The following is a 22,796-nucleotide window of genomic DNA, read 5'->3' on the forward strand; positions in this document are numbered from 1 at the left end:
GGGACGTGCCGCCGTTCCCATCACTTCGATGTGATCAAGTCACCGCATCGATGCGGCGGAGGCGTCGCGTACCCAAGAGGCTCACCATCAACTCAGCGTACGCACCGTCCAGAGGCCCAGCAGCGTCAGGAACAGCGAGCCGCCCAGATGCGCCACGATGTGCAGCACGCCGACCACGTAGTCGCCGGCAAGGATGTTGCCGACCACCTCGCTGGAGAAGGTCGAGAACGTCGTCAGCCCGCCAAGGAAGCCTGTCACTGCCAGCAAGCGCCATTCCGGCGGCAGGCCGGTGTGGGTATCGAAAAAGCCCACGGCCACGCCAATCAGGTAGCCACCCAGCAAATTGGCCAGCAACGTGCCATACGGCAGCGCCGGGTTGATCGCATTCAACAGAACGGCAAACAGCCAGCGCAGCCATGCTCCCAGTGCAGCGCCCACGCCCACTGCCACAAACCCCATCCCGCTCATGCGGTTGCTCCTTGTTATTCGTAGTCGGTCGGCTGTGCAGGCGCCCCCTGGCTACCCGCAGCATTGTTCGTGGTGATGCCCCAGCGGGCGAGCGCCTTGTCGTCCGTCACACGCGCATCGACCCAGCGCGCGCCTTCGGGCGTCTGCTCCTTCTTCCAGAACGGCGCCTCGCTCTTGAGGTAATCCATGATGAATTCGCACGCGGCAAAGGACTCGCCGCGGTGCTTGGAGGCTACCGCCACCAGCACGATATGGTCTTCGGGCTTGAGCTTGCCGACGCGGTGGATGACCAGTGCGTCGATCAGCTCCCAACGCTGCATGGCCGCGCTGACGATGTTAGCGAGCGCCTTCTCGGTCATGCCGGGATAGTGCTCCAGCTCCATCTCCGAGACGCCGCTGCCCTCGTTGATGTCGCGCACGATGCCGATGAAGCTCGCCACCGCGCCGATGTTCGGGCGGCCGGCACGCAGCGCGGCGATCTCGGCGCCGAGGTCAAAGTCGGCTTCTTGCACACGGACAGGCATGGCCGTTTTCCTCCGCTCAGCCGCCAGTGACGGGCGGGAAGAATGCGACCTCGCAGCCGTCATGCAAGGCGGTGTCCGCAGGCAGGATCTGGTGGTCCAGCGCCATGCGCAACGCACGACCTTGAGCGAGCGTTTCGCTCCACACCGGGCCGCGTTGCGCCAGCCAGGCGCGCACGTCGCCCAGGGTGCGGACGGTGTCGGGCACGACTGTCGTCTCCTGAGAGACACCCAATTGCTCGCGCACGCTGGCAAAGAAACGCAATTCAATCTGCATGGCCATCGCTCCTTACACCAGACCCGCGAACGGCAGGAAACTGACCACATCACCCTGCGCGATCGGCTGGTTGGGCGGGTTGTCGATCAAGCCATCGCCCCACACGGTGGAAGTCAGCACGCCCGAGCTTTGATTCGGGAACAGGTCCAGCCCGCCGTTGGCGTTGATGCGTGCACGCAGGAATTCGTTGCGGCGATCGCCCTTGGGCAATGCAAAGTCCGCACGCATCGGAATGCGCTTCGGCGCGACATCTTCTACACCCTGCAGACGGAGGATGAACGGCCGCACGAACAGCAGGAACGTGACGAAGCTCGACACCGGGTTACCCGGCAAGCCAATGAAGAACGCCGTCGGCCCACCAACCATCCCTTCCGGCCGACGCACCTCACCAAAAGCCAGCGGCTTGCCCGGCTTGATGGCGATCTGCCACAGGTTCAAGCGCCCTTCGGCTTCCACGGCGGGCTTGATGTGGTCTTCCTCGCCCACCGACACGCCACCAGAGGTGATGATCAGATCGTGCGCCTCCGCGGCTTCGCGCAGCGTCTCGCGCGTGGCTTGCAGCGCGTCGGGCACGATGCCGAAATCGGTGATGTCGCAGCCGAGGTTTTCGAGCAGCGCGCGCAATGTGAATCGGTTGGAGTTATAGATGGCGCCGGGCTTGAGCGGCTCGCCGGGCATGGCGAGCTCGTCGCCGGTAAAGAACACGGCCACGCGCGGGCGGCGCACGACGTGCAGATTGGCGCAACCGACGGATGCGGCCAGCCCAAGTTGCTGCGCGCCGAGACGCGTGCCGCGGGACAGGATTTCAGCGCCGGTGGCGATGTCCTCGCCGGCACGGCGGATCCATTCGCCCGATTGCGGCACGTGGTCGATGATGACGGTACCTGTGTCCGCGTCAGCCGTGCATTGCTCCTGCATGACCACCGCATCGGCTCCCGACGGGATCATCGCGCCGGTGAAGATGCGCGCCGCCTCGCCTGCGTTAAGCGGCTGGCCCACGTGGCCGGCAGGAATGCGTTGCGCCACCTTCAGCCGCGTGCCCGGCGCCGTGATGTCAGCCGCACGCACTGCGTAGCCGTCCATCGACGTATTGTCGGCCGGCGGCACGTTCAGGCTGCTGTGCACGGCTTGCGCGAGGATGCGGCCATTGGCGTGCAGCGTCGGCACGGTTTCGGTTTCGTGCAACGGGCGCACGGCGGCGAGCAGTTGCGACAGCGCCGCATCGAGCGTCAGCAAGGACGGTTTTACGGCGGGAGCATCGTTGGCGGACATGCGGGAGCAGGAAAACGAAATCGGGAAAGAGATTTCGATTGTATCGGTTCCACGCCAGCGCCATGCATCAGCGCAGGCGTATCAAGCGAATGCGTTGGCGAGTGCCGAGCGCAACGCCGGCACGGTGGTCTCGTCGAACCACGGGTTGTGTTTGAACCAAGCAAGATTGCGCGGACTCGGGTGCGGCAGCGGAAACAGAACGCGGCCCTCCCCGTCCTGCACAGGCCCATTGCGGACCACGTCAGTGAGCGACCAGTCGTGCGGTACATCAAGGTAGTGACGCTGCGCATAGGTGCCGACCAGTAGCGTGAGCTTCACTTCAGGCATGGCCGTCAGCAAGGGGCGATGCCATTTCGGCGCGCATTCAGGCCGCGGCGGAAGATCGCCATTCGAGCCGGTGCCGGGAAAGCAGAACCCCATCGGCACCACGGCGATGCGCTTGTCGGCGTAGAAATCGTCGTAGGGAATTTGCAGCCACTGGCGCAGGCGGTCCCCCGAGCGGTCATTCCAGGGGATACCGGTTTCGTGAACAATGCGCCCAGGCGCCTGCCCGATGATGAGCACGCGGGCGCGGCGGTCGGCCAAAACAACGGGGCGCGGCTCGTGCGCCAGCGCCCCTTTGCATTCGCGGCAGGCGCGGATGTCGTGCAGGCAGCGCTCGAACGCTGCTCCGGCCACGTCATCCGGCACTGCTTCCATCGTTTTAAAGACCGGTGTGTTGCGCGATGTAGGTCTTCACGCGATCCACATCGGCCGGCATGACCTCGAAGCGCTGCGGCAGCGATTCGATATCCGCGTAACCAGCCGGGCGCTCCGGCTCGCGGTCCAGCGCTTCACGGATGGTGTCGCCAAACTTGGCCGGCAGCGCCGTTTCCAGCACCACCATCGGCACACCCGGCGTGAGGTTTTCGCGCGCCACCTTCACACCATCGGCGGTGTGGGTGTCGATCATCGTGCCGTAACGGGCAAACACATCGCGGATCGTGTTGACGCGGTCTTCGTGCGTGCTACGGCCCGAGACGAAACCGAACTCGGCGATGCGGTCGAACTCCGGCTTGCCGGTCATCGAGAAGCCGCCCTTTTCGTCCACGTCGCGGAAGAGCTGCGCGAGGCGCGCCGGGTCGCGATCCAACAGGTCGAACACAAAGCGTTCGAAGTTGGAGGCCTTGCTGATGTCCATGCTCGGGCTGGATGTGTGATACGTCTGCGCGGCGGAGCGCACGCGGTATGTGCCGGTGCGGAAGAACTCGTCGAGCACGTCGTTCTCGTTGGTGGCAACCACCAGCTTGTCAATCGGCAGCCCCATCATGCGCGCGATGTGGCCCGCGCAGACGTTGCCAAAGTTGCCCGACGGCACGCAGAACGACACCTTGTCGCCAATCTTCGGGGCGGCCAACAGGTAGCCCTTGAAGTAGTAGACGACCTGCGCGACAACGCGCGCCCAGTTGATCGAGTTGACCGTGCCGATCTTCTGGCGGGCCTTGTACTCGTGATCGTTCGACACCGCTTTGACGATGTCCTGTGCGTCGTCGAACACGCCTTCGATGGCGATGTTGAAGATATTCGCGTCTTGCAGGCTGAACATCTGCGCAGTCTGGAACGCGCTCATCTTGCGGTGCGGGCTCAGCATGAACACGCGCACGCCGCGCTTGCCGCGCATGGCGTATTCGGCCGCGCTGCCGGTGTCGCCGGACGTGGCGCCCAGGATGTTCAGCTCGGCGTGCTCGCGGTCGAGTGCGTATTCAAACAGGTTGCCCAGCAGCTGCATCGCCATGTCCTTGAAGGCCAGCGTCGGGCCGTTGGACAGGCACAGCAGCGAGAGCGACGTGCCACCTTCATCGCCCAGCTTGTGCAGCGGCGTGATGTCGGCGGTGTTGTCGCCCTGGCGTGCGTTGCTGTAGACCTCAGCCGTGTAGGTACGGCGGGTCAGCGCGCGCAGGTCATCCTCGGGGATGTCGGTGGCGAACTTGCGCAGGATCTCGAACGCGAGATCGGCATACGGCAGGTCGCGCCAGCGCGTCAGTTCTTCAGCGCTGACCTGCGGATACTGCTCCGGCAGGTACAGGCCGCCGTCCGGCGCCAGGCCGCCCAGCAGGATGCGGGAGAAACTCTGCGGCTCACTGTGGCCGCGGGTCGATCGGTATTGCATGCTCATCTCGTACGCTTGCTCAGTTGAGTTCTTCCATGCGGATGCGCTTGACCTTCGACAGCACGGTCGGCAGCGCTTCGATGGCGGCGATGGCACCGTTCACGTGTTTCTCGACGGCCGTGTGCGTCAGCATGATGATGTCGGTCTGCGGCTGCGGCTCGCCCTCGCGCGATTCCTTCTGCAGCATCGCGTCGATCGAGATGCCGGTCTTGGCCAGAATCTGCGTGATATCGGCCAGCACGCCAGTCTGATCGGCCACGCGGATGCGCAGGTAGTAGCTCGAGCGCACTTCGTCGATCGGCAGGACCGGCGTGTCGGACAGCGCGTCCGGCTGGAACGCCAGATGCGGCACGCGGTGTTCCGGGTCAGCCGTGTGCAGGCGCGTCACGTCCACTAGGTCGGCAACGACGGCCGAGGCGGTCGGCTCGGCGCCGGCACCCTTGCCGTAGTACAGCGTCGGGCCCACGGCATCACCGTTGACGACCACGGCGTTCATCGCGCCTTCCACGTTGGCGATCAGGCGCTTGGCCGGCACCAGCGTCGGGTGCACACGCAGCTCGATGCCCGCTTCAGCGCGGCGCGTGATGCCCAGCAGCTTGATGCGGTAGCCGAGTTCTTCTGCGTAGCGGATGTCGACGGCTTCCAGCTTGGTGATGCCCTCGACATACGCGCGCTCGAACTGCACCGGCACGCCAAAGGCGATGGCGCTCATGAGCGTGAGTTTGTGTGCGGCGTCGAAGCCCTCGATGTCGAACGTCGGATCGGCTTCGGCATAGCCGAGGCGCTGGGCTTCCTTCAACACGGTGTCGAAGTCCAGGCCCTTGTCGCGCATCTCGGACAGGATGAAGTTGGTGGTGCCGTTGATGATGCCGGCGATCCACTCGATGCGGTTAGCCGTCAGGCCCTCGCGCAGCGCCTTGATGATGGGGATGCCACCGGCCACTGCGGCCTCGAACGCCACCATCACGCCCTTGTCCTGGGCAGCCTTGAAGATCTCGTTGCCGTGCACGGCCAGCAGCGCCTTGTTGGCGGTGACGACGTGCTTGCCGTTGGCGATGGCGCGCAGCACCAGCTCGCGCGTCAGGTCATAGCCGCCGATCAGCTCCACCACGATATCGATCTCGGGCGAATCCACCACGGCAAACGGGTCGCTCACCACAGGCACGGTCGCGCCGGATTCCTGCACGATGGCGCGCGCCTTGTCGAGATTGCGCACCGCAATCATGGCGACTTCAATGCCGCGCCCCGCGCGACGACGGATTTCTTCCTGGTTCCGTTGCAGAACCTTGAGCGTACCGCCACCGACGGTACCGAGCCCGAGCAGGCCGATCTTGATGGGATTCATGGGACGTATCGTAAAAACAGAAGGGCAAAAAACAGACAGGGCAGACACTTCGGTCTGCCCCGCTCACAACATGTCTGGCGGAAGACCGAGTCTATGCGGCCCGGATGCCAGTACCGTGACGCTGACGGTACCGCTCCAGGAAGCGCGAAATTCGGCCAATCGCTTCGCGAAGATCGTCTTCGTGCGGCAGGAAGACGATGCGGAAGTGGTCCGGCGAGTGCCAGTTGAAGCCCGTGCCCTGCACCAGCAGCACGCGCTCTTCTTCCAGCAGTTGGCGGATGAATTGCTGATCGTCTTCGATCGGATACACAGCCGGATCAAGGCGCGGGAACATGTACAGCGCAGCCTTCGGCTTCACGCAGGTCACGCCCGGAATCGCAGTGATCAGCTCGTGCGCCAGGTCACGCTGACGGCGCATGCGGCCGCCCGGCGCGACCAGGTCCTTAATGCTCTGGTAGCCGCCCAGCGCGGTCTGGATCGCCCACTGGCCCGGCACATTGGCGCACAGGCGCATCGACGACAGCATGTTCAGGCCTTCGATGTAATCCTTAGCCGGGCGCTTGTCACCGGAGACCACCATCCAGCCGGCGCGGTAGCCGCACGAGCGATAGCTCTTCGACAGGCTGTTGAACGTGATGGTCAGCACATCCTCCGACAGCGAACCGAGAGCCGTATGCTTGTTGTCGTCAAACAGGACCTTGTCGTACACCTCGTCGGCGAAGATCACTAGGCCATGCTCGCGCGCAATCGCAATGATGCCGCGCAGCAGATCATCGGAATACAGCGCGCCGGTCGGGTTGTTCGGGTTGATGACGACGATGCCCTTGGTGTTGGGCGTGATCTTGGCGCGAATGTCGTCCAGATCCGGCATCCAGCCGTTGGCTTCGTCGCAGATGTAGTGCACCGGCGTGCCGCCCGAGAGGCTGGTCACCGCCGTCCACAGCGGGTAGTCGGGCGCAGGCAGCAGCAGTTCATCGCCCTCGTCGAGCAACGCGTTGGTCGCCAGGGAGATCAGCTCCGATGCGCCATTGCCCAGGTAGATGTCATCCAGCGTGACGTTCTTGATGCCCTGCTCTTGCGTGTAGTGCATCACCGCCTTGCGCGCCGCGAAGATGCCCTTGGAATCCGAATAGCCGGCCGAATTCGGCAGGTTGCGGATCATGTCCAGCTGGATTTCTTCCGGGGCATCAAAACCGAACACGGCCAGGTTGCCGATGTTCAGCTTGATGATCTTGTGGCCGTCTTCTTCCATCTGCTTGGCCTTTTCGAGCACGGGGCCGCGAATGTCATAGCAGACGTTGTTGAGCTTGGCGGATTTCTGGATCGTTTTCACGGGCGATTGAGCGGGCTTGGGATTGCGGATGATTTTGTATTGCAGCAAGGCAGCGGGGGTGGCACTGCTTGTGCGGGCAAGCGCTGCGCTCTTCCTTGCCGGGCGTCGCTTGTGGCGCGGCGGGCAAAGGAGAGAAAAAGATATAATTTAGCCCATTATGACAGACTTCGGCGGGCATTTTTGCAACGCAGCGAGATCACCGCGCAAGTCTGAAACCTAGCGCCCCTGCCGCCGTATGAGTCCATATGTGCCGCAGCCATCGCGCCCGATGGGATTCCCACCTTGAAGCTCCATTCATCCGATTCGTCCACCGTCCTCAATACCGTCACCGCGTATGGCGACGGCTATATCGAAATCAACAAGGTGCGCTACGAGCACTCGGTGCTGGTCATGCCCGAAGGTGCCGTCGTACCGTGGGACGTAGCGCGCTTTGAAGACCTCACGCCCGAGCATTTCGCCCACCTGCTGGAGATGGGCGCCGAAGTGGTGATCTTCGGGACCGGCAACAAGCTGCGTTTCCCGCATCCGCGTCTGACTGCGCCGCTCACAGGCAAGCGTATCGGCGTGGAGGCCATGGACATCCAGGCCGCCGGACGCACCTACAACATCCTCATGCTGGAAGGCCGCAAGGTGGCTGCCGCACTGCTGATCGAGCGCGCCTGACACCGCATGCCGATCGACCGCTCCGCCAACGCGCCCGCCCTGCCCTGGCGCAATGCTTCCCTGTGGCTGCTCGCCGCCGCGCTTCTGGCCATCTGGCTTGGCACGCTGGGCTACCGTCACCTGATTCCCACCGACGAAGGCCGCTACGCCGAAATCGCCCGCGAGATGTTCACCTCGGGCGACTGGGTGACCATCCGCTATAACGCGCTCAAGTACTTCGAAAAACCTCCCCTGCAGATGTGGGGCACGGCGCTGGCCTATACGCTGTTCGGCATCGGCGATTGGCAGGCGCGGCTGTTCACGGCGCTCTCGGGCATTGTCGGCATCGTATTCACCATGCTGGCGGCGGCACGCTGGTGGGGGCGGCGCACCGCGGTCATCAGCGGGCTCGTGCTGGTAAGCGCGCCGATGTGGAATGTGGGTGCGCATTTCAACTCGCTCGACATGGGCGTGGCCGGCTGCATGACGATGGCTTTGGGCGCGCTGCTGCTGGCGCAACACCCGAGCGCGACGCGCACTCAGCAACGCTGGTGGATGTGGACCTGCTGGGCGTCCATGGCGCTGGCGGTGCTGAGCAAAGGCCTGATCGGCGTGGTGCTGCCAGGCTTTGTACTGGTGGTCTACACACTGGTAGCGCGCGACTGGGCGCTATGGAAGCGCCTTCACCTGGTGACCGGGTTGATCGTGTTCTTCGCCGTGAGCGCGCCCTGGTTCGTACTGATTTCGGCCCGCAACCCAGAATTCGCCTGGTTCTTCTTTGTGCATGAGCACTTCCAGCGCTTTACCTCGACAGTGCACAACCGCAACGCGCCGCTCTGGTACTTCGTGCCGCTGTTGCTCGCAGGTTTCCTGCCTTGGCTGGCACAGTTACCTGGCGCCGCGCGCCTGACCTTCGCGCGCGCAGAGACCGCCCCCAACGGCTTCCGCCCCACGCTGATGCTTGGGCTGTGGGCCATCCTGATCTTCGCGTTCTTCAGCATCTCGGATTCGAAGCTGCCGGGCTATATCTTCCCGATCATCCCAGCGCTGGCGATGCTCGCCGCACTCGTGCTGGAGCGCACCGGCGAGCGCGCATGGCGCTGGCAGCTCAAGGCGTTCTTGGCGCTTGCCGTGATTGGCCTGGCGGCCAGCGGCTACGTGGCGACGATGTCTTCGGACATGTACCCGAATACGGTGTTTTCGCGCTTTGCGGCGTTTCTGGCGATGGCGTTCGCGGCCGGTGCGGTGTCCACATGGCTCGCGCTGCGCATGGCAAGCCGACGCTTCGAAAGCCTCGTCGCGTTTGCCTGTGCGTGGTTCCTCACATTTACGGCGGCCACGCTGGGGCACGAGGCGTTCGGGCGCTCGATGTCGGGTATCGATCTCGTTTCAGCCGTCAAGCCTTGGTTGAAGCCGGGCGTGCCGTTCTATGCGGTGGAGCGCCTGGACCATACAATGCCGTTTTACCTCGGCACACCCACCACCATGGTGCAGGAGCCGGATGAACTGGCATTTGGCGTGCAGCAGGAGCCCGCCAAGTGGATTCCAACCACGGATGCTTTCGTGGCCCGCTGGAAGGAAGGCGGCCAGGCAGTCGCCATGATGGGGTCGGGCACGTATGACCGGCTGGCCGCCCAAGGCGTACCGATGGTCGTCATCGCCCGAGACGCCCGCCGCGTGGTCGTTCGGCGCAACTAGGTTTCACCCACCGCGGCATTGAAAGAAGCGCGCAAGCGGATTTGTCGTAACATGCGCCCCTGCAGCGCAGTCGCGGGGCAAGCGCTGCTGTCGTAAAACACCAAAACAACACATGAATCTGGTCACTTTCGGGTTGATCCTGACGGGCGTCATGCTCAATGCCTGCGCCCAATTGCTGCTCAAGGCGGGCGTCAACAACATCGGCCGCTTTGCGTTTTCGGCTGAAAACATCGTGCCGATCGGCATCAAGCTTGCAACGCAGTGGCCCATCATCGGCGGGCTGTCGTGCTACGTGATTTCCGTGGTCGTGTGGATTCTCGGGCTGTCTCGGGTAGACGTGACCATCGCGTACCCGATGCTCTCGCTGGGCTACGTGGTCAACGCCTTCCTGGCGTGGTATCTGTTTGGCGAAGTGCTGACCATGCAGCGCCTGATCGGCATCGGGATCATCCTCATCGGCGTCTTTGTGCTGGCGCGCTCGTAAGCCGGCCGCCTGTGCATCCAATCTCATTCAAGTCCGCATCTGCCCAATGACGCAAACCACCGCAACCGAACAACCGTTCCTGCCCTTCGTGCGCCCGACCATTGACGAGGCGACCATCGCCGCCGTGGCCGACGTGCTGCGCTCGGGCTGGATCACCTCGGGCCCCAAGGTCGCCGCGTTTGAGGCCGCTCTGTCGGAGTACTTTGGCGGCCGCATCGTGCGGACCTTCGCCAACGGCACAGCGACGATGGAAGTCGCGCTGCGCATTGCGGGCATCGGCCCCGGCGATGAAGTCATCACCACGCCGATCTCGTGGGTCGCCACGTCCAATGTGGTGCTGACCGTCGGCGCCAAGCCGGTCTTCGTTGATGTCGATCCGGTCACGCGCAACATCGATCTGGGCAAGGTCGAGGCGGCCATCACGCCGCGCACGAAGGCCATCATCCCGGTCTATCTGTCCGGCCTGCCGGTCAACATGGACCGCCTGTACGACATCGCCCGCCGCCACAAGCTGCGCGTGGTCGAAGACGCCGCGCAGGCCATCGGCTCGCGCTGGGGCGACAAGCGCATCGGCGAGATTGGTGATCTGGTCAGCTTCAGCTTCCAGGCCAACAAGAACATCACCACTATCGAGGGCGGCGCGCTCGTGCTGAACACGCCCGAGGAAGCCGTGCTGGCCGAGAAGTACCGCCTGCAAGGCGTCGTGCGCACCGGCTTCGACGGCATGGAAGTCGACCTAGTCGGAGGCAAGTTTAACCTCACGGACGTCAATGCCGCCATCGGCCTGGGCCAGTTTGCGCAACTGGAGACCATCACCGCTCGCCGCGCTGCCCTCGCCCGCCGCTACTTCGCCGCCATGCGCGCCGCCGACATCGAATCGTTCGGCGTCGAGCTGCCGGTGGAAAACTTCACGCACACGAACTGGCATATGTTCCAGATCGTGCTGCCGCTGGATCGCCTGAAGGTGGATCGCGCCGGCGTCATGGCCGGGCTGAAGGCGCTGGGCATTGGCGCAGGCGTGCACTATCCGCCCATCCACCTGTTCAAGCTGTATCGCGAACTCGGCTGGAAACCGGGCATGCTCCCGGTCGCTGAACGCATCGGCCGGGCCATCGTCACGCTGCCGATGTTCGCTGCCATGGAAGATTCCGACGTGGATCGCGTGGTCAACGCGGTCCGCCAACTTTGCGCCCAGTACCAATAAGCCAATAATGAAGACACCCGCTCTCTCGGTCGTCATTCCTGTCTACAACGAAGAAGACGGGCTCGCTGCGCTGTTTGCGCGCCTGTATCCCGCGCTCGACGCGCTCGGCATTTCGTACGAAGTCGTGTTCGTCAATGACGGCAGCCGCGACCGCTCCGCCGCCATGCTGGCCGAGCAATTCCGCGCACGGCCGGACAGCACGCGCGTCGTGCTGTTCAACGGCAACTATGGCCAGCACATGGCCATCCTGGCCGGCTTCGAGCATGCGCGCGGCGAACGCGTCATCACGCTGGATGCCGACCTGCAGAACCCACCGGAAGAAATCGGCCGCCTGGTCGAAAAGCTCGATGAGGGCTACGACTATGTCGGCACCATCCGCCGCAACCGCCAGGACAGCTGGTTCCGCCGCACCGCCTCGCGCGCCATGAACTCCCTGCGCGAGCGCATCACGCACATCAAGATGACGGACCAGGGTTGCATGCTGCGTGGCTACAGCCGGACCATCGTCAACACCATCAACCGCTGCCGCGAAGTCAACACCTTCATCCCGGCACTGGCTTACTCGTTCTGCAAGAACCCGACCGAAATCGAGGTCGATCACGAAGAGCGCTTTGCGGGCGAATCGAAGTATTCGCTGTACAAGCTCGTGCGCCTGAATTTCGATCTGGTGACGGGCTTCTCGGTGATCCCGCTGCAATGGTTCTCGGCGATCGGGATGCTGCTGTCGTTCGCTTCGGCCATTCTGTTCATTCTGCTGGTGGTGCGCCGCTTTATCCTCGGCGCGGAAGTCCAGGGCGTGTTCACGCTGTTCGCCATTACGTTCTTCCTGATGGGCGTGCTGCTGTTCGGCATTGGCCTGCTGGGCGAATACATCGGCCGCATCTACCAGCAAGTGCGTGAGCGTCCGCGCTATCTGGTGCAAGGCGTGCTGGAAGACACGCCCCACCTGCACGAAGCCGGCGCGGCGGATCTGAAGCCGGGTTCGCAACGAGGCGTCGCATGAGCGGTGACATCAAGCGCCGCGCGGTCGTCTTTGCGTACCACAACGTTGGCGTGCGCTGCCTGCGCGTGCTCGCGGCGCGCGGCATCCAGGTCGAACTCGTTGTCACGCATGAGGACAACGCCGCCGAGAACATCTGGTTCGGCAGCGTGCGCGCCACGGCCCAGGAACTCGGTATCCCGTTCGTCACGCCGGACAACGCCAACGGGGAAGATCTCCACGCCCGCATCGCGGCCATCGCACCGGACTTCATTTTCTCGTTCTACTACCGGCACATGATCCCGATGTCGCTGTTGAGCCTCGCCAAGTTCGGCGCATTCAACATGCACGGGTCGCTACTGCCCAAGTATCGCGGCCGCGTGCCGATCAACTGGGCCGTGCTGCACGGCGAAACCGAAACCGGCGCCACGCTGCATGAAATGGTGGAAAAGCCGGATGCCGGTTACATCGTCGACCAAACAATCGTGCCGATCCTGCCGGACGACACCGCACATGACGTGTTCGAAAAGGCCACCGTAGCCGCCGAACAGACGCTGTGGCGCGCACTGCCCACGATGATTGCCGGGCAAATCCCGCAGCACCCGAATGTGCTCGCCGACGGCAGCTACTTCGGTGGCCGCAAGCCCGAAGACGGCCGCATCGATTGGTCTAAACCCGCCCAGCAGGTCTATAACCTGATTCGCGCCGTGGCGCCGCCCTATCCTGGTGCATTTACGGATGCCGGCAAAGGTGATGCCAACGCGCGCTACATCGTCGCGCGCGCCCGTCTGGCGCATCAAACCTTCACGAATTTGCCCCCGGGCTTGCACGTCGTGGATAATGCGATGTTCGGCGTGTGCGGCGATGGGGGAGCCATCGCCATTCACGAGCTCTGGCGCGTCGAGCCCCAAGCTGCCGGCGGTACGGTTGTCGTAACCGCGCAGCAGCTCGCCAGCCAGCTCGCCCTCTTCTGATTTTCGGTTTGCCCTCATGAAAAAAGTACTGATCCTCGGCGTCAACGGCTTCATCGGCCACCACCTGTCCAAGCGCATCCTGGAGACCACCGACTGGGAGGTCTACGGCATGGACATGCAGACCGAGCGCCTGGGCGACCTGGTCAACCACCCGCGCATGCACTTCTTCGAGGGTGACATCACCATCAACAAGGAGTGGGTCGAGTATCACGTGAAGAAGTGCGACGTGATCCTGCCGCTGGTGGCCATCGCCACGCCGTCGACTTACGTCAAAGACCCGCTGCGCGTGTTCGAGCTGGACTTTGAAGCCAACCTGCCGATCGTTCGCTCGGCTGCCAAATACGGCAAGCACCTGGTCTTCCCGTCGACCTCCGAGGTCTACGGCATGTGCAGCGACTCGGAATTCGATCCGGAAGCCTCGCCGCTGATTTACGGCCCGATCAACAAGCCGCGTTGGATCTACGCATGCTCCAAGCAGCTGATGGACCGCGTGATCTGGGGTTACGGCATGGAAGGCCTGAACTTCACGCTGTTCCGCCCGTTCAACTGGATCGGCCCGGGCCTGGACTCGATCTACACCCCGAAGGAAGGTTCGTCGCGCGTTGTGACGCAGTTCCTCGGCCACATCGTGCGCGGCGAGAACATCAAGCTCGTCGATGGCGGCAGCCAGAAGCGCGCCTTCACGTACATTGATGACGGCATTGACGCGCTGGTGCGCATCATCGCCAACAAGGATGGCGTGGCCTCGGGCAAGATCTACAACATCGGTAACCCGTCGAACAACTACTCGGTGCGCGAGCTGGCCAACATGATGTTGGAGCAAGCCGCCAAGATCGACGAGTACAAGGACACCGCCAAGCAAGTCCAACTAGTGGAAACGACCTCCGGCGCTTACTACGGCAACGGCTACCAGGACGTGCAGAACCGCGTGCCGAAAATCGCCAACACCATGGACGAGCTCGGCTGGAAGCCGACCACCACGATGCAGGACGCGCTGGCGAACATCTTCGAAGCGTATCGCACGCACGTGGCAGACGCCCGCAGCCTTGTCGAAGAAGGCAACGGCAACAAGTAAGCAACAGCAAAGCACCACCCGCGCAGGTTCATGGCCCTCATCGTCCTCAAGATCGACGTCGACACCCTGCGCGGCACCCGCGAAGGCGTGCCTAATCTCTCGCGCATGCTGCGCGAACACGAGGCGGGCGCGACCTTCCTCTTCAGCCTCGGCCCGGATCACACCGGCTGGGCGCTGCGCCGGGCATTCCGCCCTGGCTTCCTGAAGAAAGTTTCCCGCACGTCCGTGGTCGAGCACTACGGCCTACGCACGCTGATGTACGGCGTGCTGCTGCCCGGGCCCGACATCGGCCGCAAGGCTGCCGCCGAGATGCGCGCCATTGCCGAGGCAGGTTTCGAGACCGGCATCCACACGTGGGACCACGTCCGCTGGCAGGACAACGTCCGCCAGCGTGACGGCAACTGGACCGCCCGCCAGATGGGTGCCGCCCATGCGCGCTTCGTGCAGGTCTTCGGCCAGCCGCCCGTTACGCACGGTGCCGCTGGCTGGCAGATGAACGACCACGCTTTCCGGCAGATCGACGCCTGGGGCATGGCCTACGCCTCCGACGGCCGCGGCACGCATCCATACATTCCGAGCGTCGATGGACAGGCGCTCAACCACGTGCAATTGCCGACCACGCTGCCGACGCTGGACGAACTCATCGGCGTGGGTGACATCACCCTCGACAACGTCGCCCGGCACATCCTCAAGATGACCGAATCTGACCGCGACCAGGTCTTCACCTTGCACGCAGAACTTGAAGGGCAGAAACTCGCCCCGATCTTCCGCGAGTTGCTGCAAGGCTGGCGCGCGCAGGGCCATCGGCTGGCGTCGATGGGCGATTATTACGCGACGCTCGATCGCAGCACCCTCCCCGTTCAGCCCGTCACGTGGGGCGAAATTGCAGGCCGCAGCGGCAGCTTGATCGTTCAGCCGGCCTGATTTGCTGTCACCAACGGCGGCAGGCTTCACGGTTGGCTGTCCACGCGCTTGCAACCCTTCCCCGCGGTTTTCCGGAACACACCATGCCCGTCACCCTCGACAAGCCTCTTCCCGAGTTCTCCGCGCCAGCCACGAGCGGCATCACGTTTTCGCCGGCGTCGCAGCGCGGCAAGATCGTCGTACTGTATTTCTATCCGAAGGACAACACGCCCGGTTGCACCACCGAGGCGATGAACTTCCGCGACCAGTACGACGCCTTTGAAGCTGCCGGCGCCGTGGTGTTCGGCATCTCGCGCGACAGCCTGAAATCGCACGAGAACTTCAAGGCCAAGCTGGAGATGCCGTTCGAGCTAATTTCCGACGCGGATGAAGCCGTCTGCAACCTCTTCGACACCATCAAGATGAAGAAGATGTACGGCAAGGACGTGCGCGGCATCGAACGCAGCACCTTCCTGATCGATGCCAAGGGTGTGTTGCGCAAAGAGTGGCGTGGCGTGAAGGTGCCCAACCATGTGGACGACGTACTAGCGGCGGTGCGTGCGTTGTAACCCGCAGCGGGTCGTCGATGGGTCACGAAAGCGCCGCACAGGGCACCCCAGCGCTTCCCCCAGGGCAGTTTCGCGGGACTGCAACGCGGCACTAGACGTCACATGTCACAGATTGCAAATACCAAAAGCTTCCGATACAGTCGGAACCGATGAGTACGAAATCCGGATGCCATTCCGATTGCCCACGACGGTACCGGCGGCCAAGTTGGCCTGATACCGCATCGGCGTTTTCCCCAGCGGCAAGGCTGGGCAGAACGTCCGAATCGTGCAGCTTGTTGTGGCGTTCATCTAGGCCGCCCCACCTCTCGCAGGTCATGGCGGCTTTTTTGTGGCCGTCGCTCACGCGTTCATACGTGCGGCGCGCCGCCACTTCCCTCAGCGTTTTCCATCAGCATCGCCTCGCTATCAACGAGTGCGGTGTTTCGTCGTTGTTCCCTCCAGAGAGGTAATCGAAGCATGCCGCTGCCGACCATGCCCACCCAGCCAGCCCAATTGCTCGACCCGGCTGAATTCAAGCCTTTCGGCAAAGCCGGAAAGCCCAAGGCGGGTCAGGAACCTCGAAAACCGGTGCCCGCCCTTGAACGCGAGGCGCTGTCCGAAACCGGCCGAGCGCAACCCAAACGTAGCGCGGGCGGCGCAGCCCAGGCACGCGCGGGCGAATCGTCGCCGGTGGCCAAGGAAGAGGCTCGCCAGCGCCCCGCCAGCATTCTCAAGGCTGTCAACAAAACACCCGCGACCGGCAAGTCAACCGAAGCCGCGCCCCGCCGCCGTGCCCGCCGCGACGAAGGCCCGACCAAGCTGTTCGTGCTCGATACCAACGTGCTGATGCACGATCCGTCGTCGTTGTTCCGCTTTGAGGAGCACGACGTCTATCTGCCGATGATGACGTTGGAGGAGCTGGACAATCACAAGAAGGGCATGAGCGAAGTCGCGCGTAATGCCCGCACGGTGAGCCGCACGCTGGATCAACTGGTGGCTGGTACCGAAGGCACGATGGACGACGGCCTGCCGCTGGCCAAGCTCGGCAACCGCGATGCACAGGGGCACCTGTTCTTCCAGACGCGCCTGAACGACATCAAGCTGCCCGACGGCTTGCCGCAAGGTAAGGCGGACAACCAGATCCTGGGCGTGGTGTCGGCGCTGCAGCAACAGCGGCCGGATCGCCATGTCGTGCTGGTGTCGAAAGACATCAACATGCGGATCAAGGCGCGCGCCCTCGGCCTGCCGGCGGAGGACTACTTCAACGACCGCGTGCTGGAAGACACCGACCTGCTCTACAGCGGTGTGATGGCCCTGCCGGCGGATTTCTGGCAGAAGCACGGCAAGAACATCGAGAGCTGGCAGGATCCAAAGACGGGCACGACGTTCTACCGCCTGTCGGGGCCGCTGGTGCCGTCGTTCTTGGTCAATCAGTTTGTCTTCCTGGAGCCGAATGACGGCAGCCTGCCGCTGTACGCGCAGGTCCGCGAGTTGAACGGCAAGACGGCGGTGCTGCAGACGCTCAAGGACTTCACGCACCAGAAGAACAATGTCTGGGGCGTCACGGCGCGCAACCGCGAGCAGAACTTTGCGCTGAACCTGCTGATGCACCCGGAGGTCGATTTCGTCACGCTGCTGGGCTCTGCCGGCACGGGCAAAACGCTGCTGGCGCTGGCCGCGGGCCTGGAGCAGGTGCTGGACCAGAAGCTCTACAACGAGATCATCATCACGCGTGCCACCGTGCCCGTGGGTGAAGACATCGGCTTCCTGCCCGGCACGGAAGAGGAAAAGATGCAGCCCTGGATGGGCGCCTTCGATGACAACCTCGAAGTGCTGCAAAAGTCCGATGACAACGCCGGCGAATGGGGCCGTGCCGCCACGCAGGAGCTGATCCGCTCGCGCATCAAGGTCAAGAGCATGAACTTCATGCGCGGCCGCACCTTCGTCAACAAGTTCCTCATCATCGACGAGGCACAAAACCTGACGCCCAAGCAGATGAAGACCTTGGTCACGCGTGCGGGCCCGGGCACCAAGATCGTCTGCCTGGGGAACATCGCGCAGATCGACACGCCGTACCTGACTGAGGGGTCGTCGGGCCTGACGTACGTGGTGGATCGCTTCAAGGGCTGGAGCCACAGCGGCCACATCACGCTGGCGCGCGGCGAGCGCTCGCGACTGGCGGATCACGCGTCGGACGTGCTGTAAGTACCACGCGGCGGCAAATCCGCCCGCCGCCAACCGTTGTGCCATCTGGGCCGCGCATTTGCGCGGCCTTTTTCTTGCTGCGTATTGGGCACCTCTCCCTTTTTCTGATGGAGGCCCAATGATGCCCACGCAACGAAACCTGCAGACCCGATCGCGCATGACCTTGATGTCGGCGGCGCTGGCGATGATGTTGTCCGCCGGCGCCTCCGTGGCGCTTGCCGACAACCTCATCCCGCAGACCTCCGGCCAGATCAGCTACGTCTGCGGCGGCGTTGCAGAGGACGAGCAGCAGGCGCTGAACGCGGAGGCGCGCAACTACAACCTGTCGCTCCTGTTTACGCAGGGGCCACGCGGCGAATATCTCTCCGACGTGAACGTTCAACTCACGCGACACGGCAAGGAGGTCGCCAATTTCCGCGCCGACGGCCCGCGCTGCCTCATCAAAGCACCGCCCGCGAGCTATAACGTGATCGCCACCTACGAGGGCGCCACCAAACGCGCCACCGTGCAGACCGGCAGCACGCGCAACGTCCAGCTTCGCTGGTAACGCTGCCCGCAAAGCGCGACGCCATCGGGCCGGAATCCGCAGACCCGCGCCCCGCTTGGCGTTGCGCCCCGCCAACACACCGCGCGGCCTGGTTTGGCATTCTCGCGCCGCGCGCATAGCATGCGACCTATCCGGACCTTTCTGATGGCGCATGCCGAAGCAGCACGGCTTTCCTCATAGCGACACCCGACTGGCGGGCGCAGCCCTGCTGGCGTTGGTGTGCCTGCTGTCTGCTTGCTCGTCCACGCCAACGCGTTCGACGGCTTCGCGCGACCCTGGCGCGCTTCGCACGCGCGGCGCCCCCATCAATGACCCAAGCGCCGGTCTCGAAGAAATCTCCATCGAAGCCATGGCCCTGGTGGGCACGCCGTATCGCTACGGCGGCAACACGCCAGACAGCGGCTTCGATTGCAGCGGGCTCGTGCGCTACGTCGTACAGCGCGCCGCCGCTGTGAATTTGCCGCGCACCGCGGCCGAAATGGGCCGACGCGGTACGGCGCTCGAACGCCGCGACGTGGCCTCGGGTGACTTGGTGTTCTTCAACACGACCGGCCAGGCGAACTCGCATGTCGGCATTTATGTCGGCCAAAACCGCTTCGTGCACGCGCCCGCCACGGGCGGCACCGTACGGCTGGAAGACATGACCAAGTCGTATTGGGCGAGTCGCTACATGGGCGCACGCCGCGTGGTGGCGGTCAGCAACTTGCCGGACGCCCCCGGGCCATCGAGTCAGCCCATCCCCGCGCCGGCTAGCCCTGCGCGCCCGATCGACGATGATCCACTCGGTACCTTGGCGCGCGCGCGTAGCGCGACAGCTGTCGTCGCCACGCCGGCCGACGATGACCCCATCGCACGCTTCGCCACGCAGTAACGCGCAGTAACGCTTCTTCGCACCCGCCAATGCAAACGCCCACCGGAATGGTGGGCGTTTCGTTTTAGGTGATGCGAGCCCGCTTACAGCACGTGCTTGCCGATCCACCAGGCAATCGCCGCCATGAAGGCCGACGCGGGAATCGTCAGGACCCACGCCCAGACGATATTGCCTGCCACGCCCCAACGCACCGCGGATGCCTTCTGCGCCGCGCCCACACCGACGATGGCGCCGGTAATGGTGTGCGTCGTCAACACCGGCACGCCCAGCGCCGAAGCGAAGAACAGCGTCAATGCGCCACCGGTTTCAGCGCAGAAACCGCCCACCGGCTTGAGCTTGGTGATCTTCTGGCCCATCGTGCGCACAATCCGCCAGCCACCGAGGAGCGTGCCCAGGCCGATCGCCACGTAGCAGCACACGATGACCCAAATCGGCGGCGTTTCGGCCGTTGCGGACGCATAACCGCCCGCGATCAGCAGCATCCAGATGATGCCGATGGTCTTCTGCGCATCGTTACCGCCGTGGCCCAGGCTGTACAGCGAAGCCGAGAGCAACTGCAAGCGCCGGAACCACCGGTCCACCTTCGACGGCGGCGTGCGGAAGAACAGCCACGACACCGCCACCATCAGCAGCGAGCCCAAGATGAAGCCCAGCAGCGGCGAAATCAGGATGAACGCCACCGTCTTCAGCAAACCGCTCGCCACCAGCGAGCCCGTGCCCGACTTGGCCACCGCCGAGCCGACCAGCCCGCCGATCAGCGCATGCGACGAGCTCGACGGAATGCCGTAGTACCACGTGATGATGTTCCAAGCGATGGCACCCACCAAGGCGCCGAAGATGACGTAGTGATCCACGATGGACGGGTCGATCGTATCCCGCCCCACCGTCGTGGCCACCTTGAGGTGGAAGATGAAAATGGCGATCACATTGCAGGCTGCGGCCATTGCCACCGCCTGCTGCGGCTTGAGCACGCCGGTCAACACCACCGTAGCAATGGAGTTGGCCGCATCGTGGAAGCCATTCATGAAGTCGAACACGATGGCCAGCGCCACCAGCAGGACGATCACCCAGAGACTGATCTGAAGCGTATGCATGAGGCGTCGTCTCGTCAGGCGTTTTCGAGCACGATGCCTTCGATGATGTTGGCGACATCCTCGCAACAATCGGTGACGCTCTCCAGTTGCTCGTAAATCGCCTTGAGCTTGATCAGCAGCTTGATGTCGTTTTCAGTGCGGAACAGCTTGGCCATGGCGGCGCGCATGACGCGATCGGCTTCGGACTCCAGTCGGTCGATTTCCTGCGCAATGGTCAGAATCTGGCGGCCGTTATTCATGTCGTCGAGCAACGCCACGGCCTTACGGACCTCTTCGCAGCATGCCACGCAGATGGTGGCAAGCTGGCGCGCCTCGTCCGTCACGTTGGTAACGTCGTACAGCGAGATGGTGAGCGACACGTCTTCCATCAGATCGAGGATGTCGTCCATCGTCGTGATCAGCTTGTGGATCTCATCGCGATCCAGCGGCGTGATGAAGGTCTTGTGCAGCAGCTCAACCGTGTCATGCGTGATGCGATCGGCTTTCTTCTCGAAGTTCTGCACATTGCGTGCATGCATTTCAGCATTGGGCAAGTCATTGACCAGCTCTTTGAGCGCATGGGCCGCTTTGACGGCACACTCGGCGTGCTGGTTGAAATACTCGAAGAACTTGCCTTCGGTAGGCATAAAGCGACCGAACATGTTGATCCTTGGGAACGGGAAAAGCAGGAGTCGTAAAAACAGCGCCGAACGGGATCACCGTCGGCGCTGTCATTAAAGCGCAATATTTTACCGGAACCGGCCCCGTGCCATGCGTGGCACGTTGTGGCGGTCCGACATGAAAAGACGATTATGTGTCGTTGTCGAAGAAAGCATTGCCACCGGTGAAGTTATCGAACTTCGTGTATTCACCGAGGAAGGTCAGGCGAACGGTACCGATGGGGCCGTTACGCTGCTTACCGATAATGATTTCGGCGGTGCCCTTGTCCGGCGAATCCGGGTTGTACACCTGGTCGCGATAGATGAACAGGATCACGTCGGCATCCTGTTCGATAGCGCCGGATTCGCGCAAGTCCGACATCACCGGGCGTTTGTTCGGACGCTGTTCCAGGCTTCGGTTCAGCTGTGACAGCGCGATCACCGGGCAGTTGAGTTCCTTCGCCAAGCCCTTGAGCGAACGCGAGATTTCCGAGATTTCGGTCGCGCGGTTTTCGCCGCCGCCCGAGCCCGACATCAGCTGCAGGTAATCGATGACGATCAGGCCGAGCTGCCCGCACTGACGCGCCAAGCGACGTGAACGCGCACGCAGCTCCATCGGGTTCAGCGCCGGCGTTTCATCAATGAAGAGCTGCGCATCGTTCATCTTCTGGATGGCGTGCGTCAGGCGTGGCCAATCTTCGTCGAGCAGGCGGCCGGTCCGCAGGCGGTGCTGATCCAGCCGACCGACCGAACCCAACATACGCATAGCGAGCTGCGTACCCGCCATTTCCATCGAGAACACGGCCACCGGCAGACCCTGCTCCACCGCAACGTGCTCGCCGATATTCAGCGAGAACGCAGTCTTGCCCATCGAAGGACGGCCTGCCACGATGATCAGGTCGCCGCCCTGCATGCCGCTGGTCATGCGGTCGAGGTCGACAAAGCCCGTCGGCACGCCGGTGATATCGCTCTGGTTATCGCGGTGGTACAGCTCATCGATCCGCTCGACCACCTGCGTCAGCAACGGCTGAATTTCCAGGAAGCCCTTCTGACCGCGCGCGCCCTCTTCCGCAATCGCGAACACCTTGGATTCGGCCTCGTCCAGCAGTTGCCGCACGTCGCGCCCTTGCGGGTTGAAGGCGCCGGCAGAGATTTCGTCGGCAATCGTCACCAACTGGCGCAATACGCCGCGGTCGCGGACGATTTCCGCATAGCGACGGATGTTGGCGGCGCTCGGCGTGTTCTGTGCCAGCGCGTTCAGATAGGCCAGGCCGCCCACCTCTTCCGCCTTGCCTGCCGCCTGCAACTGCTCGTACACCGTGATCACGTCAGCCGGCTTGGCCTGCGAGATCAGCTTGCCGATGTTGTGGAAGATCAGCCGGTGGTCGTAGCGGTAAAAATCGTGCTCGTTGATGAAATCGGCAATGCGATCCCAGGCGGCGTTATCCAGCAGCAACCCGCCGAGCACCGATTGTTCGGCCTCGATGGAATGCGGAGGCACCTTGAGGGAATCGAGCTGGGGATCGGAGGGCGCGTTCATGGCGGGATTATAACGGCGCTGCTCGGTCT

Annotated in this window: 23 protein-coding genes; 12 read left to right on the forward strand and 11 right to left on the reverse strand. The window is 63.3% G+C overall.

The annotated features are described in order from the left end of the window. Positions 1–87: 87 nt before the first annotated feature. The 8 genes from crcB to ACS7SF_RS01615 all read right to left on the reverse strand — a co-directional run bounded on the left by crcB (position 88) and on the right by ACS7SF_RS01615 (position 7,365). Entirely contained in the window at positions 88–468 is a 381-nt protein-coding gene (crcB, locus tag ACS7SF_RS01580) for a fluoride efflux transporter CrcB (protein ID WP_439891391.1), read from the reverse strand. A 14-nt stretch (positions 469–482) separates the two neighbouring features. Next, positions 483–992 (reverse strand): molybdenum cofactor biosynthesis protein MoaE, encoded by a 510-nt coding sequence (locus tag ACS7SF_RS01585; protein WP_439891392.1) that lies wholly within the window; start codon positions 990–992, stop codon positions 483–485. A 16-nt stretch (positions 993–1,008) separates the two neighbouring features. Beyond that, a complete protein-coding gene (gene moaD, locus ACS7SF_RS01590) occupies positions 1,009–1,266 on the reverse strand; it encodes a molybdopterin converting factor subunit 1 (RefSeq protein WP_439891393.1) in 258 nt (85 codons plus the stop codon). A gap of 12 nt (positions 1,267–1,278) precedes the next feature. Continuing rightward, positions 1,279–2,538 carry a molybdopterin molybdotransferase MoeA gene (locus tag ACS7SF_RS01595; protein WP_439891394.1) on the reverse strand — a complete coding sequence of 420 codons (1,260 nt, stop codon included), beginning with the start codon at positions 2,536–2,538 and terminating at the stop codon, positions 1,279–1,281. A gap of 81 nt (positions 2,539–2,619) precedes the next feature. Next, complete coding sequence (locus ACS7SF_RS01600; protein WP_439891395.1) at positions 2,620–3,237, reverse strand: uracil-DNA glycosylase family protein; 618 nt, start codon at positions 3,235–3,237, stop codon at positions 2,620–2,622. Positions 3,238–3,241: 4 nt separating this feature from the next. Then, the gene (gene thrC, locus ACS7SF_RS01605) at positions 3,242–4,687 is read right to left on the reverse strand and encodes a threonine synthase (protein WP_439891396.1); all 1,446 of its coding nucleotides are present in this window, start codon (positions 4,685–4,687) and stop codon (positions 3,242–3,244) included. Between the two features lie 19 nt (positions 4,688–4,706). Next, on the reverse strand, positions 4,707–6,032 hold the full coding sequence (locus ACS7SF_RS01610; protein WP_439891397.1) for a homoserine dehydrogenase: 1,326 nt from the start codon (positions 6,030–6,032) through the stop codon (positions 4,707–4,709). Between the two features lie 91 nt (positions 6,033–6,123). Next, the gene (locus ACS7SF_RS01615; RefSeq protein WP_426393602.1) at positions 6,124–7,365 is read right to left on the reverse strand and encodes a pyridoxal phosphate-dependent aminotransferase; all 1,242 of its coding nucleotides are present in this window, start codon (positions 7,363–7,365) and stop codon (positions 6,124–6,126) included. 282 nt (positions 7,366–7,647) lie between these two features. On the opposite strand from ACS7SF_RS01615, the gene ACS7SF_RS01620 reads away from it, so the two are divergent. The 12 genes from ACS7SF_RS01620 to ACS7SF_RS01675 all read left to right on the forward strand — a co-directional run bounded on the left by ACS7SF_RS01620 (position 7,648) and on the right by ACS7SF_RS01675 (position 19,495). Then, positions 7,648–8,028 carry an Mth938-like domain-containing protein gene (locus tag ACS7SF_RS01620; RefSeq protein WP_439891398.1) on the forward strand — a complete coding sequence of 127 codons (381 nt, stop codon included), beginning with the start codon at positions 7,648–7,650 and terminating at the stop codon, positions 8,026–8,028. Positions 8,029–8,034: 6 nt separating this feature from the next. Next, a complete protein-coding gene (locus tag ACS7SF_RS01625; RefSeq protein ID WP_439891399.1) occupies positions 8,035–9,705 on the forward strand; it encodes a glycosyltransferase family 39 protein in 1,671 nt (556 codons plus the stop codon). 112 nt (positions 9,706–9,817) lie between these two features. After that, entirely contained in the window at positions 9,818–10,189 is a 372-nt protein-coding gene (locus tag ACS7SF_RS01630; protein WP_439891400.1) for an SMR family transporter, read from the forward strand. A 46-nt stretch (positions 10,190–10,235) separates the two neighbouring features. Beyond that, positions 10,236–11,393, forward strand: a complete 1,158-nt coding sequence (locus tag ACS7SF_RS01635) for a DegT/DnrJ/EryC1/StrS family aminotransferase (protein WP_439891401.1) — start codon at positions 10,236–10,238, stop codon at positions 11,391–11,393. A 7-nt stretch (positions 11,394–11,400) separates the two neighbouring features. After that, positions 11,401–12,396: a glycosyltransferase gene (locus ACS7SF_RS01640; protein WP_439891402.1), complete on the forward strand. Its 996-nt coding sequence runs from the start codon at positions 11,401–11,403 to the stop codon at positions 12,394–12,396. An 8-nt stretch (positions 12,397–12,404) separates the two neighbouring features. After that, positions 12,405–13,346: a formyltransferase gene (locus ACS7SF_RS01645; protein ID WP_439892669.1), complete on the forward strand. Its 942-nt coding sequence runs from the start codon at positions 12,405–12,407 to the stop codon at positions 13,344–13,346. A 16-nt stretch (positions 13,347–13,362) separates the two neighbouring features. Then, positions 13,363–14,421 carry a bifunctional UDP-4-keto-pentose/UDP-xylose synthase gene (locus tag ACS7SF_RS01650; RefSeq protein ID WP_426393612.1) on the forward strand — a complete coding sequence of 353 codons (1,059 nt, stop codon included), beginning with the start codon at positions 13,363–13,365 and terminating at the stop codon, positions 14,419–14,421. A gap of 30 nt (positions 14,422–14,451) precedes the next feature. Next, the gene (locus ACS7SF_RS01655) at positions 14,452–15,345 is read left to right on the forward strand and encodes a 4-deoxy-4-formamido-L-arabinose-phosphoundecaprenol deformylase (protein WP_439891403.1); all 894 of its coding nucleotides are present in this window, start codon (positions 14,452–14,454) and stop codon (positions 15,343–15,345) included. Between the two features lie 83 nt (positions 15,346–15,428). Continuing rightward, positions 15,429–15,893, forward strand: a complete 465-nt coding sequence (locus ACS7SF_RS01660; RefSeq protein ID WP_439891404.1) for a peroxiredoxin — start codon at positions 15,429–15,431, stop codon at positions 15,891–15,893. Positions 15,894–16,349: 456 nt separating this feature from the next. Continuing rightward, positions 16,350–18,077 carry a PhoH family protein gene (locus tag ACS7SF_RS01665; protein ID WP_439891405.1) on the forward strand — a complete coding sequence of 576 codons (1,728 nt, stop codon included), beginning with the start codon at positions 16,350–16,352 and terminating at the stop codon, positions 18,075–18,077. Between the two features lie 121 nt (positions 18,078–18,198). After that, positions 18,199–18,624 (forward strand): hypothetical protein, encoded by a 426-nt coding sequence (locus tag ACS7SF_RS01670; RefSeq protein WP_439891406.1) that lies wholly within the window; start codon positions 18,199–18,201, stop codon positions 18,622–18,624. A gap of 151 nt (positions 18,625–18,775) precedes the next feature. Further along, positions 18,776–19,495, forward strand: a complete 720-nt coding sequence (locus ACS7SF_RS01675) for a C40 family peptidase (RefSeq protein WP_439891407.1) — start codon at positions 18,776–18,778, stop codon at positions 19,493–19,495. 83 nt (positions 19,496–19,578) lie between these two features. On the opposite strand, the gene ACS7SF_RS01680 is transcribed toward ACS7SF_RS01675, so the two are convergent. The 3 genes from ACS7SF_RS01680 to ACS7SF_RS01690 form a co-directional block, all read right to left on the reverse strand. Continuing rightward, the gene (locus ACS7SF_RS01680; RefSeq protein WP_439891408.1) at positions 19,579–20,589 is read right to left on the reverse strand and encodes an inorganic phosphate transporter; all 1,011 of its coding nucleotides are present in this window, start codon (positions 20,587–20,589) and stop codon (positions 19,579–19,581) included. Between the two features lie 14 nt (positions 20,590–20,603). Continuing rightward, on the reverse strand, positions 20,604–21,230 hold the full coding sequence (locus ACS7SF_RS01685) for a DUF47 domain-containing protein (protein ID WP_426393622.1): 627 nt from the start codon (positions 21,228–21,230) through the stop codon (positions 20,604–20,606). Between the two features lie 148 nt (positions 21,231–21,378). Further along, on the reverse strand, positions 21,379–22,767 hold the full coding sequence (locus tag ACS7SF_RS01690) for a replicative DNA helicase (protein WP_439891409.1): 1,389 nt from the start codon (positions 22,765–22,767) through the stop codon (positions 21,379–21,381). Between the last annotated feature and the right edge of the window lie 29 nt (positions 22,768–22,796).

This window comes from Ralstonia sp. 25C (assembly GCF_051904805.1).
Classification (GTDB): Bacteria; Pseudomonadota; Gammaproteobacteria; order Burkholderiales; family Burkholderiaceae; genus Ralstonia.